Genomic DNA, 12,453 nt, shown 5'->3' with positions numbered 1-12,453 from the left:
ACAATATGTTATACACTTGATTTTTCTAGAACTTCACACCTAGCTCTATCAACTTTCGCAGCTTAAATCCTCAAGTAACCGGTAAGCTGATACGGAAAGTATTGGCGGGGTACGAGATGTGAGTTATAATGTTCAACAGCCGCTAGAAGCTAGATTTATGAGGTAGTAAATCCGAGTGAGGAGGTACATATGTTCTTAGAACTCGATGAGAATGGTATTTCTGTTTTGAAAGCACTGGCATCTGACACAAGAGCTTCAATTCTCAAATTATTGTTACATACGCCTCTTAATGTCAGTGAGCTCGCCAAAAAACTAAAATTAAGCAAAGCTATCGTTTCACGCCATATCCGGTTACTAGAGGACGCCAAGATAATCAAGCTCCAGGAAAACTTAGAGGTTACCGATAGCAGAAAGAAGAATTTTATTCTTGCTGTTGATCATATTGCCATCAACTTACCAAAAAAACTTCATCTTCCTTTTAATGTAATTACTAATGAAATAAAGCTTGGATACTATTCTAATTTTTCAGTCACCCCTACATGTGGATTAGCTAGCCAAACTAAAGTAATCGGAAAGTTAGATGATCAACGGGCATTCGTATCCAATGACCGGATCGATGCTTCATTACTTTGGTTTGCGGAGGGCTTCGTTGAATATATTATTCCGAATGATTTTAACAAAAATTTCACTGCAGAATTATTAGAGTTATCCTTAGAACTTTCTTCAGAGTTTCCTGAATCCAACAATAATTGGCCAAGTGATATCGCTTTTTATATAAACGATGTTTTTTTAGGCACCTGGACTGCTCCAGGAAATTTTTCAGATGTGCGCGGAAAATTAACACCAACCTGGTGGGATAACAAACTAAGCCAGTACGGCCTTTTAAAACATTTAAGAGTCACCAAGAAAGATACTGGAATAGACGGTCAAAAAATATCATCGGTTACACTTGCCAATTTAAAGATCGAAGATTCCCCCTTCATCAAGTTGAAGATAAGTATTGATGATAATTCTAAAAACAAAGGTGGACTTACTATTTTCGGGGAGCACTTTGGAAATTATTCGCAGAATATTCTACTTAAAATATTCTACACCGAAGCAGAATAATGAATATTACATTGTGAGTGAGACAAATTAGCAATTAACATACTTGCCCATAATCCTTGTTACGTCTTCCTGCTGGACGGGAATTATCTCTTACCCGCATGAAGGAATATAAAGTAGACCCCATGAACGTCTTCAGGCGTTCTAAGTCTGTATCGGCCGATGAGCCCAAATACAAAGCTGATGGAGTTTCTGACTTCCCTGGTTTTGAGTTTAACGGATACTACTGGGTGTTAATCGGTAATGTGATCATTATATATAGGATTGATGAAGATCTTCGTGAAGTGTATGTTGATGCTTGTTACTTTGCTAATACTGGAATGTCTCATTATGTGTTTTGGGGAACCGATCCAGATGAAGAATAGCTTAACAATAAACTGACTGTTTATTGTTAAGCTATTTTTTTACCCTTCGATTACATACTCCAATTTACATGAAGTCTATTTATCCAACTCCCAATTCACGGCATCATACTCCCTCCCCTCCTCCCATATACATTAAGAAGAACAGAACCGACTAACGGAACCTTCGCGGTCTAGCGTGAATAGGTTGCAGCAAACACAGCAAGTGAAAGGAGCGATGGATTCATGCCCGGGGATGAGATTAAAGCGCTGGAGCGGGCGATTGCCGAGATCACGGAGATTGCGACCGGATTTGGGCTGGATTTTTACCCGATGCGTTATGAAATATGTCCTGCCGATATTATTTACACGTTCGGGGCCTATGGAATGCCTACCCGATTTGGACACTGGAGCTTCGGAAAAACGTTTCACAAAATGAAATCGCAATACGATTTTGGACTTAGCAAAATCTATGAGCTCGTCATTAACTCCAACCCCTGTTATGCCTTCCTGCTGGACGGAAACTCGCTGATCCAGAACAAGCTGATCGTCGCGCATGTGCTGGCGCATTGCGATTTTTTCAAGAACAACATGCGCTTCTCTATGTCCAACCGGGATATGGTCGAGAGCATGTCAGCCACTGCCGACCGGATTGCCGGCTATTCGGTGACCTACGGAACGGATACTGTAGAGAGCTTCATTGACTCCGTACTGGCCATACAGGAGCATATTGACCCCAGCCTGATCCAGCCGCGCAAGCTGGGCAAAACCCATCTGCTGGAAGCCAAGATGAAGGAACGTAAGGATGCCCCAGCCGGCGGTACCGCTACACCAAGTCCTTATAGCGAGCTATGGAATCTGGATCCGGCTTCAGCAGAGCCACAGGCAGCGGAAACCGCAGGAAAACGGGCCTTCCCGCCTGAGCCGGAGAAGGATATCGTCTGGTTCATCCAGCAGTATTCGACCGTGCTGGAGGACTGGCAGCGCGACATTATGACGATGCTGCGTGACGAAATGCTCTATTTCTGGCCGCAGATGGAGACCAAGATCATGAACGAAGGCTGGGCCTCCTATTGGCATCAGCGGATCATGCGCGAGCTGGACCTGACTCCGGAGGAGACCATTGAATACTCGAAGCTCAATTCCTCGGTCGTGCAGCCTTCGCGCCAGAGCCTGAACCCTTACTATCTGGGGCTGAAAATCTTTGAAGACATCGAACGCCGCTGGGACCGCGACAAAATGTTTGAGGTACGTGAACTGGATTCGGACATTTCATTTATCCGCAGTTACCTCTCTAAAGAGCTGGTCAATGACCTCGACCTCTATGTCTTTGAGAAAAAAGGACCGGAATGGAAAATTACCGACAAGGCCTGGGAAAATGTACGCGACCAGCTTGTGCTTGCCCGGGTCAACGGCGGCTCTCCCTACCTTGTTGTTCAGGACGCAGATTACGAGCGCAATGGCGAACTGCTGATCGCCCACCGCTACGAGAGTATTGAGCTGGACCTGAAATACCTGGAACGCACGCTCCCGCACATCTATGCCCTCTGGGGCCGGACCGTGCACCTCCAAACCGTGGTGGAAGACAAAAAAGCCCTTTTTACCTATGATGGTAAAAAGGTGCAACGGAAGTTTGTATAGTAGATTGGTGTTACCCTGCTTGTATGGTCGCCTGCACATAGCTGCAGGCGATCTAAAAAAGGAATGGCCCGCGAGCACATACTTAGTGCGAGCGGGCTTTCTTAAGGTCGCTACCCACAGCGACCTTAAGAATAGGAATAATAACCAGGCAAAGGCTGTGGAGGTGAGCGTAACGGAGAGAATTTTGGAACTGCAGGAGCAATAGCGTCCGCCTTTAAGGTTGGATTTTCACCGCTGCACAGCGGCTCAAATCAAGAAATCCAACCTTAACAGCGGCCGGAAGTCCAAACATTCGCGCAGTGAAGCCCATTCACCAAGCAGCCTTTGCCTGCCAACGTATTACTTTTTTATAGTCGCGCCCTCACCGGAACATAAATCTCCATCACCGTATCCACCCTGGAATGGCAGCGTTCGTCGTAGAACTCGTAATCTAGCTTGCCTTCGTCATAGACATACCCGCTGTCCTTGAACCATTCCTCAAAGATATATTTCCAGGTACTCTTGATCACCTGAGCAAAATCCTTCTGCTCCTTATCCCCCGATGTATCCACGGGCGGTGTGGTGAATACCGCATAGGCTGCCTCAGGCACTTCAACTGTCAGCATCTCATCGGTCACCTTGCTAAAATCGTCAACGATCACGCCAAGCAGGTAAGTGGCGTTTCCGCTCTCAGCAGCTGGAACACATAATCCGACTTCTCCGTGCCTTGGGGGTGCGAGAATTTCATACATTTTGGATTCCAGATTCTCTCCTTCATAATGGCTCCAGAAAGAAGCGATGTCCTTGGTATAATTGCCTTCGGCCACATTGGTTTCAATACCGTAACCAGCGACCTTAAAGGCAGGTTTATGCATAATAACAGGATTCATTAAATAACCTCCGATTTTGACAACAGAACCGCCCTGAAGATAACCGTCCATACGCGACGCATACTGTGATGGGCTATAGCCATAGGCCTTACGAAACGCCTTGGTAAAACCGCTTGGCGTCTCAAAGCCATACTCCAGCGCAATATCAATAATTCTCCGCCCGCTGAACAATTCGACCGCTGCCAGTGACAGCTTCCGGCTCCGTACATATTCCATTACAGACATCTCCTTGCACAGGCTGAATACCCGGCTAAAATGATATAGCGAATATCCGGCCTCGGCGGCAATCTTCTCAGCAGTCAGGTTGTCTTTAATATTTTCCTCAATATAATCGATACATCTCTCAATATCCTTGCTGTAATTCAATGAATCACCCAGCCTTTCCCCGTACGGTGATTTCATTATAACAAGCAGTTTGCAAGCGGGCTGTTCCTCGTTTGCTAAAGAATACTGCTCGGCAGCACACGTTAAAAAAACAACAGGCAAGCCCCGTATACCGTAGGCTCGCCTGTTGTATATATGATGCTTGATGCTTGTAAGCATATTGTGTTGCCGTGCAGGAGATCTGCTTAAGGAATCGTAATGTTCAGAGTGTCCACTGGATCTACGACTCCGGCTGATGCTTTGAACTTCAGATTGAGCGTATAATCCTTGAAGTTATTCATGTCATTGACCCTATCGAGCTGGTAGTTTCCGTCAGGCAAGAGTACGGTGAATTTCCCGTCTTTTATTTGTCCTGAATACGAGTTGTTGTTGTCAGTGTCATGCAAGTATAGAACAACGCCAGTCATAGGTTTACCGCCTTTGGTAACTGTACCGGAATACTCCACAGGCACGGTAATCACAAGTGGATTGGGCACTGACTGTCCAGCTGCAACACTAAAGGAATAGTAGATTTTAATGTCCTTCTGATTGGCTTCGTCAGTAAATTTATCCACTGTGTAGTCAGCCTCCGGGAGATACAAGGAGAACTGTCCGTCTTTGATTATAGCAGAGTATGGCTTAGAATCGCTGCTCCCCCCACTGTGGAGAAAGATTGTTCCATTAGCAATTGGTGTTCCATCTGCATTAATGATTGAGCCCGAAACTTTTGGAGGAAGCTTCAGAATATAAGGCTGCGGGTTAAGATGTCCATCTGTTACAGTGATGCCAGTATATAATGGAATATTCTTGCTGGTATCATTAACGGTTACGCTATATATCTTATACTTTCCATCGGGAAGATAAAGACTGAATACGCCATTTTGTGAAGAAGTACCGTAGCTCGTATATGTCCCTCCATCAGTGCTAATATTTAAGTAGCTCATACCAAGTGCTGCACCATCAGCATAGGTTACCTTAATCTCGCTCTTGAAAGGGATGGTAATATCCAGGATTTTCATTTGCTTATCAACAATTTCGAACGAGTAGGCCGGAATAGCTGAATCGTTGTAACTGTACACATCATATTTACCCGGCGCCAAGGTAAGCGTAAATTGTCCTTTAGCCACAGTAGCTCTGGCTCCTGCCGTCTGACCTCTGACTAACAATATGCCATCGGGAACCGCAGACCCGTCCGGATATTTAAGTGTACCTGTTACATTATAATTGGGGAGTTTAATATCCAGCAGAGCTGGGACCGGTTTCCCTCCGGCTACCGTAAAGTTGTAGGTGAGATACATGTTCCCCTCTGAGCCTATGACGTTGTATCTGTGCACTTTATACTTGCCGTCAGGCAGATAAGAGCTAAACTTCCCGTCCTTCACTTGAATCGTTACATAGGCTTGGGTGGTCTCTTCCGTAATGGACAGAAATCCATCCTTTATTGTTGAACTATCCTCAAATTGCAACGTCCCCGTTACGTTCTTGAGCTGCACAACTACAGACAATGGTGCAGGCACGCTTTTCTTATTCACTACTTTGAACTTATAGGAGATCAGTAACGATTCCTTGTTGTCTTTACTATAATGACTGATGATCTCATAATCTCCATCCTCAAGATAGAGCCTGAAAGATCCTTTTTCCACTTGGGCATCGATAGAAATAGGATTTGAAATATTTCGCTTAGTAATGTGCAGCGTACCATCCTCAATATCTCTGCCATCCGAATACTTTACAGTCCCTGCGACATTTTCCGAAGGAACGACAATGTATAGAGTGCTTGGAACAGTACGTCCTTCCGTTACTGTGAATGAATAGCTGAGTGGGGTCCTCTTGTTTTGTGCGTCGTAGAACATTTCTGCCTGATAAGTACCGTCCGGCAGAAAGAGCGCGAACCTGCTGTCTTTGATATCCGCATTATACTGGACTTTGGGACTGGTCGTACTGTACACATACAGTTTCCCTGAATCAATCGGATGGTTGTCTCCATCTACAATGGTTCCCGTAAGCTTCTTGGGAACGACAATCTTGATTGGATTAGGAGTAGATTGACCGCCCGCAATGGTCAAGCTGTAGTCCAGTGATATTCTCTCAGAATTATCTGCATTATGGAATTCACTCAACTGGTACGTGCCGTCAGGCAGGTAGACCTTAAATTGCCCATCAATCACCTGGGAAGAGTAGCTAGGATTCCTGTCACCTGTTGCAGTGTTCAGCACGAACACGGAACCATCGCCTAGAGGACTTCCATCTGAATAACTTAACGTTCCCTTGAACAGCTTCGGCAGCGTAATTTCAAGCGGACTCGGATTAGTCTGGCCGCCGGTCACACTGAACGTCTGGTTGACGCCCATCATCATCGTATTATCCGAAGAAAACAGATTATTGATACGATAATCCCCATCCGGTAAGTAGAGAGTGAATTGTCCTTCCTTTATTCCGGCAAAATAGCTTGAATTGTTGCCGGAATCCGTCCGGCTCACATTCATCGTTCCGGAAGCAACAGGTGTTCCGTCGAAATTTTTGAACTTTCCCGTAACAGCTGCAGGTATTATAAAGCTTAGGGGACTCGGTGTGGAGTGTCCTCCTGTAATGGTGAACGTATAGTTCAATGCAATATTTTCTTGGATATCAGAACTATATAAACTATGGACCTGATAATTGCCGTCAGGCAAATACAGACTGAAGGCTCCGTTCCGGAGATCAACACTGTAATTTAAAGAAGGATTGGTATTGGAACTGCTGATACTCAGGCTTCCATTGCTGATGGTGCTGCCATCTGAAAATTGAATGGTTCCTGTCGATTTAGGAGACAACTTGAGTTCCAGCATCCCTGAATCCAGCTTCCCATCTGCAACCTTAAATGGATGGAACAAAGCGATAGTTTCTTGATTCTCCTGGATATAAAGCTTGTTTAAATAGTACTGACCGTCCGGCAGCTCTATACTAAACCGTCCGTCCTCCAGCTCCACCTTATAAGAAGTTCCGACTCTATTCTCCATCCTGTAAAAATACAGCTTTCCATCCCCAACCATTGATCCGTCTGCATACGTAAAACTTCCCTTAACATTGCCGCCCGATACTGGCGGTGTTCCAGTTGGCTCCGGCGTTGCTGTCGCCACTGGCGTTGCTGTCGCCGCTGGCGTTGCTGTCGCTACTGGCGCTGCTGTCGCCACTGGCGTTGCTGTCGCCACTGGCGTTGCTGTCGCCACTGGCGTTGCTGTTGCGGCTGGTGTTGCTGTCGCGGCTGGCGTTGCTGTTGCGGCTGGTGTGGCTGTCGCGGCTGGCGTTGCTGTTGCGGCTGGTGTGGCTGTTGCGGCTGGTGTGGCTGTCGCGGCTGGTGTCGGGGTTGCCGTTGTCGACGGTGCCGGATTAGCGTTTCCTGCCGCTGTCGGTGATGGCGTCACAGCCGACTTGTCAACACCGCCAATCTTGACCTTAACATCGGAGCCGCTGTCTTTACCAGCTTCCAGCTTGACTGGCGAAGTTTCCATCGTAATGCCTACGGCATTGATGACCGCAGTGTCAATTTTGCCTTTGCCTGTAACATCCAGGCCAGTATTGATATTCATCGTTGTGATGCTGGCTTCATTCTTCAGTTTATTGCCTGTGGCTTCTTTAGCCACGTTTAGACTCTGAATCGTTCCTTCAGGAATATCTACAGCAATATTATGTGCTTGAATGTTGACTTCCTTAAAGCTGCCTTTCAAGCTTATCTTGGCATTTCCCGGCAGCTCTTTCGATAAGGTTACTGCACCTACAGCTGCCCCCGTGATCGATTCAATCGCCGCTTCCGATTGAACCTGCAGATTGGCAACCGTCGTCGTTCCTTCTGCCACAATTCTTACACTGCCATTCTTTTTGTCGATGATGACCGTGCCAAGAGTGCTCTTGTTAAAATGAATGCTGTGAGCACCACCGCCGGAGACAGTAGTCGTCCCCTTGACGATCACATTCTCAAGGACCGCTTCGCCTTCTGCTATACCTTCTCCCAAGAGTAAATTACCATTGATCGTCGTATTCCGGAGTTTAATATCCGGCGAGTTGATGATAACATTCTGAAGGGTGGCGGCATTCCCTGCTTCAGGGCCATAGGTCCCTGGTGTACTGTATGTTACGCTAACTACTGAATTATGTATGTCCAGAGCTCTATCCAAAATAACTACAGCCTCGGCGCGGGTCGCCGCATCACCCGGATGAAAGCTGTTGTCTGCAAAGCCTTGCATAATCCCCTTCTCCTGCACTGCACGGATGGCGTCTTTGCACCATGCCGGATTATCTGCTGTATCGCTGAAGTTGGCATCTGCTGATGCAGCCAATCCGAGCAGTTTGCTGACAATGACCGCTAATTCCTGTCGGGTAACCTTGTTGCCCGGTCCAAAAGAGCCGTTGCCATATCCGCTAATGTATCCAGCAGCATTTGCTTTTAACACCTCCGGATACACCCAGTTTGAAGCTGCCACATCCTTGAAATCCACGGACTTGGTCTCCACAAATCCAAAGGATTTGTTAACTAATGAAACCAGTTCGGCTCTGGTGATGGGATTGGCCGGTTTAAAGCGGCCATCCGGATAGCCGGAGATGAAGCCTTTTTCCATCCACTTGCTAATTAGCGGTTCGGCCCAATTTCCGGAAATATCCGAAGCCGTCCCGGCGAATACGGAGGCGTACGGAGATATCGTGAAACAAATCACGAGTAATAAGGCAAAACCTCTCTTCAAAATCTTCCTCTTCGACAACATTCTTCCCCCCAATGATAATAAAAGATCAATCCGCTATTAAATTACATCATCTCCTAAATTTCGACTATAAGAAAAAATTGATATTCCTATGAAAATGTCGGCTTTTGTATGTATTTTTGGTGTCTTTCGGATAGATTTGCGCTTCCCGCGAGCTGGGATGCAGCTATTTCTCCATATTCCCTATATTTAACGGCATTTGCAGAATCATAAGGACTATACGTTCCGCGAATCTGGGAAGATGAGCTCAGCTTCCTGCTTCAGCGTTTTGCGTTTTGAATGGACGTTCAGCAGTACATTTCACTTAAAAAAACACCACAAAAAGGACCGCCTTATGGCAGTCCGCAGTGTTGCAGTTACATACAAAAGTATGCAGCTTGCAGATTTCTTGTTCGGAGAATGTGCCTAATGAATGCGGTCACCGATTCAGCAAACTTCCGACATATTTCAGCAGCTCGTTGGCGCAAATCGGGCAGTAGTTATGCTCGTCGATCAGACGTCTGGATACCTCGTTGATCCGTTTGAGCTGGCTTTCATCCGGCGTTTTGGAGGAGGTGGTAATCTTGACGATATCCTTGAGATCGGTAAACAGCTTCTTCTCGATCGCTTCCCGCAGCCGGTCGTGGTTGTTGTACTCGAACTTTTTGCCTTTGCGGGAATAGGCGGAAATACGGATCAGGATTTCTTCACGGAAAGCTTTTTTCGCATTTTCGGAAATGCCGATCTGCTCTTCAATGGAGCGCATCAGCCGCTCATCCGGCTCCATCTCCTCATCTGTCAGCGGATCACGAATCTTGGCCCAGTTGCAGAAGGCTTCGATGTTATCGAGATAATTCTCAAACAGCGTTTTGGCGGACTCTTCAAAAGAGTATACGAATGCCTTCTGCACTTCGCTTTTGGCCAGAATATCGTATTCCTTGCGGGCGATGGAAATGAAATTCAGATACCGTTCCCGCTCCTCCTTGGTAATCGAAGGGTGCTGATCCAAGCCATCCTTGATCGCCCGCAGCACATCCAGTGCGTTCATGCACTGCAGGTCGCCTTTGATCAGGGCGCTGGAAATCCGGTTGATGACATAACGCGGGTCGATGCCTGACATGCCTTCATCCAAATATTCGGTTTGCATCTCCTTAAGGTCGGCTTCCTTGTAGCCTTCAACCTCTTCGCCGTCATACATGCGCAGCTTCTTGATCAGGTCCATCCCCTGCTTTTTGCTCTCCTTCAGGCGGGTCAGGATTGAGAAAATCGCAGCGGCGCGCAGCGCGTGGGGCGCAATATGCACATGCTTCATGTCGCTTTGGGCGATCAGCTTGGCGTAGATTTTTTCCTCTTCCGACACTCTCAGGTTGTACGGTACAGGCATGACGATCATGCGGGACTGAAGTGCTTCATTTTTTTTGTTGGAGATAAAGGATTTGTACTCCGTTTCATTCGTGTGGGCGATGATCATCTCGTCCGCCGATATCAATGCGAAGCGCCCGGCCTTAAAGTTGCCTTCCTGGGTCAGCGACAGCAGGTTCCACAGAAACTTCTCATCGCATTTGAGCATTTCCTGGAACTCCATCACTCCGCGGTTCGCTTTGTTCAGTTCCCCGTCGAAGCGGTAGGCGCGCGGATCGGATTCCGAACCGAATTCGGTAATCGTGGAAAAGTCGATGCTGCCTGTGAGGTCAGCGATATCCTGCGACTTCGGATCGGACGGACTGAAGGTCCCGATGCCCACCCGCTCCTCCTCCGACAGCAGCACCCGTACAACCTTCACCTGCTCGATGTCGCCGTGGTATTCATTCTTCAGCCGCATTTGGCAGGAAGGGCAGAGATTGCCCTCGATCCGCACACCCAGTTCTCTCTCGATCTCCGGGCGAAGCTCCAGCGGAATTAAATGTAGCGGGTCCTCATGCATCGGGCAGCCTTCAATGGCATACACCGCTCCTGCATCCGTACGCGAATACTGCTCAAGGCCACGTTTCAGCAGCGTAACCAATGTCGATTTCCCTCCGCTAACTGGTCCCATAAGCAGCAATATCCGTTTGCGTACGTCGAGACGCCGGGCTGCAGAATGAAAATATTCCTCCACCAGCTTCTCCACCGCCCGGTCGAGTCCAAATATCTCCTGCTCAAAAAATTTATACCGCTTGCGTCCATTAATGTCCTCTACGCCGTGTGACTTGATCATGTCGTATACACGGGAATGAGCTGTTTTAGCGGGAGAGGGGTCTTTTCTCAGCAGTTCTATATAGTCCTTGAAGGTGCCGCTCCACGCCAAACGGTCGTTCTCAGCCCGATACGAAGCTATACGCTCAAAAATATCCATTGCTCGCTACCTCCTCTTGCGCTCCTACTTGCTCCACAGCTTTAAAAGTGTATTACATACCTATGCGGCGAGCCGGGAATAGTTTACCTCTTTTTTGCTGTGCTATAATAGAGAATCATGATTTCCCTTATAAAATACCGGCACAAAGTGCGGGCTTGTCCTCCAAGCTTATTCAGACACTTTGCCATTGATTCAGCGGGGACGCAACATTAGGACACAGGAGTGACAAATATGGCCGTAAGGCATGAAACGGAGCTGTATGCTCCTTTGAAGAGCTTTTTTGAGAGACAAGGCTATGACATCAAAGGCGAGGTGCGGACCTGTGATTTGGTTGGCCTGCGTGAGGGTGAGGAGCAGCCGTTGATCGTGGAGATGAAAAAATCGTTCAACCTCGCCCTGCTGCTGCAGGGGATTGAACGATTGCGGTTAAGTCCCAACGTTTATCTCGCCGTGGAGCGCGTACGTGACAAAAAAGGCGCGGTGAACCAGCGCTGGGGCGAACTCAGCGGGCTATGCCGCCGCCTTGGCCTTGGGCTGATCACTGTGGTCTTTTACAAGACCAAGGCACCGCTGGTCGAGGTGCTCGCGGAGCCAGGCGACGCGCCGCCCCAGCCCCGCAGCCGCACACGGCGGCGCGAGCGGCTGCTCTATGAGTTCCGCGAGCGCAGCGGCGACTACAACACCGGCGGCAGCACACGCGTCAAGCTCGTGACGGCCTACCGCGAGAAGGCGCTGCGCGTGGCGCTCGCGCTGCAGGCCGCAGAGGCCGAAGCCGCCCTTGCGGCGGCCGGCCTCGCCGGGAAGCGCGCCGGACGCGGCGGCGCGCCAGGGGCAGACACAGCAGCGGACGCCGCTGCTGTGTCTGCCTTAGGCCCGGCGGCTGCGGACAGCCGGGCGAAAGCTCCGCTCGGCGTCACACCCGCCGAGCTGCGCAAGAGAAGCGGCGTGCCGGGCGCCGCCGCATTCCTGCAGAAGAACTACTATGGGTGGTTCTTCCGGGTGGGGCGCGGCCGCTACACGCTCACGGCCGCCGGAACAGCGGCGCTGATCGAATATGCGAACATCACCGGAAGCCGAGCCTAAGC

General features: G+C 48.5%; 7 protein-coding genes. 4 read left to right on the top strand and 3 right to left on the bottom strand.

What is annotated here, in order from left to right; all coding sequences use genetic code 11:
- Window positions 1-189: 189 nt before the first annotated feature.
- From NST99_RS09505 to NST99_RS09495, 3 genes are all read left to right on the top strand, one after another.
- The gene (locus NST99_RS09505) at window positions 190-1,107 is read left to right on the top strand and encodes an ArsR/SmtB family transcription factor (protein ID WP_076113071.1); all 918 of its coding nucleotides are present in this window, start codon (window positions 190-192) and stop codon (window positions 1,105-1,107) included.
- A 98-nt stretch (window positions 1,108-1,205) separates the two neighbouring features.
- Window positions 1,206-1,469, top strand: coding sequence for a hypothetical protein (locus NST99_RS09500; protein ID WP_341091279.1), 264 nt, complete (start codon window positions 1,206-1,208; stop codon window positions 1,467-1,469).
- A 222-nt stretch (window positions 1,470-1,691) separates the two neighbouring features.
- Complete coding sequence (locus NST99_RS09495; protein WP_341091277.1) at window positions 1,692-3,086, top strand: SpoVR family protein; 1,395 nt, start codon at window positions 1,692-1,694, stop codon at window positions 3,084-3,086.
- Window positions 3,087-3,433: 347 nt separating this feature from the next.
- Here NST99_RS09495 and NST99_RS09490 read toward each other — a convergent pair whose 3' ends face one another.
- The 3 genes from NST99_RS09490 to NST99_RS09480 form a co-directional block, all read right to left on the bottom strand.
- Window positions 3,434-4,357, bottom strand: a complete 924-nt coding sequence (locus tag NST99_RS09490) for an AraC family transcriptional regulator (RefSeq protein WP_341091276.1) — start codon at window positions 4,355-4,357, stop codon at window positions 3,434-3,436.
- A gap of 167 nt (window positions 4,358-4,524) precedes the next feature.
- Window positions 4,525-9,036, bottom strand: a complete 4,512-nt coding sequence (locus NST99_RS09485; protein ID WP_341091274.1) for an S-layer homology domain-containing protein — start codon at window positions 9,034-9,036, stop codon at window positions 4,525-4,527.
- A gap of 436 nt (window positions 9,037-9,472) precedes the next feature.
- Complete coding sequence (locus tag NST99_RS09480) at window positions 9,473-11,368, bottom strand: PrkA family serine protein kinase (RefSeq protein ID WP_038588431.1); 1,896 nt, start codon at window positions 11,366-11,368, stop codon at window positions 9,473-9,475.
- Window positions 11,369-11,599: 231 nt separating this feature from the next.
- Here NST99_RS09480 and NST99_RS09475 point away from each other — a divergent pair, with 231 nt between their 5' ends.
- Window positions 11,600-12,451, top strand: coding sequence for a DUF2161 family putative PD-(D/E)XK-type phosphodiesterase (locus tag NST99_RS09475; RefSeq protein WP_341091272.1), 852 nt, complete (start codon window positions 11,600-11,602; stop codon window positions 12,449-12,451).
- Window positions 12,452-12,453 lie beyond the last annotated feature (2 nt).

It is taken from the genome of Paenibacillus sp. FSL L8-0470, from assembly GCF_038008625.1.
GTDB lineage: Bacteria > Bacillota > Bacilli > Paenibacillales > Paenibacillaceae > Paenibacillus_AQ.
The sequence above is the reverse complement of the archived record's forward strand: the minus strand, read 5'-3'. Positions and strand labels throughout refer to the sequence as shown.

Coding starts and splice junctions, on each gene's coding strand:
- NST99_RS09505 (WP_076113071.1), top strand. CDS start 190: ATGTTCTTAGAACTCGATGAGAATGGTATTTCTGTTTTGAAAGCACTG.
- NST99_RS09500 (WP_341091279.1), top strand. CDS start 1,206: ATGAAGGAATATAAAGTAGACCCCATGAACGTCTTCAGGCGTTCTAAG.
- NST99_RS09495 (WP_341091277.1), top strand. CDS start 1,692: ATGCCCGGGGATGAGATTAAAGCGCTGGAGCGGGCGATTGCCGAGATC.
- NST99_RS09490 (WP_341091276.1), bottom strand. CDS start 4,357: ATGAAATCACCGTACGGGGAAAGGCTGGGTGATTCATTGAATTACAGC.
- NST99_RS09480 (WP_038588431.1), bottom strand. CDS start 11,368: ATGGATATTTTTGAGCGTATAGCTTCGTATCGGGCTGAGAACGACCGT.
- NST99_RS09475 (WP_341091272.1), top strand. CDS start 11,600: ATGGCCGTAAGGCATGAAACGGAGCTGTATGCTCCTTTGAAGAGCTTT.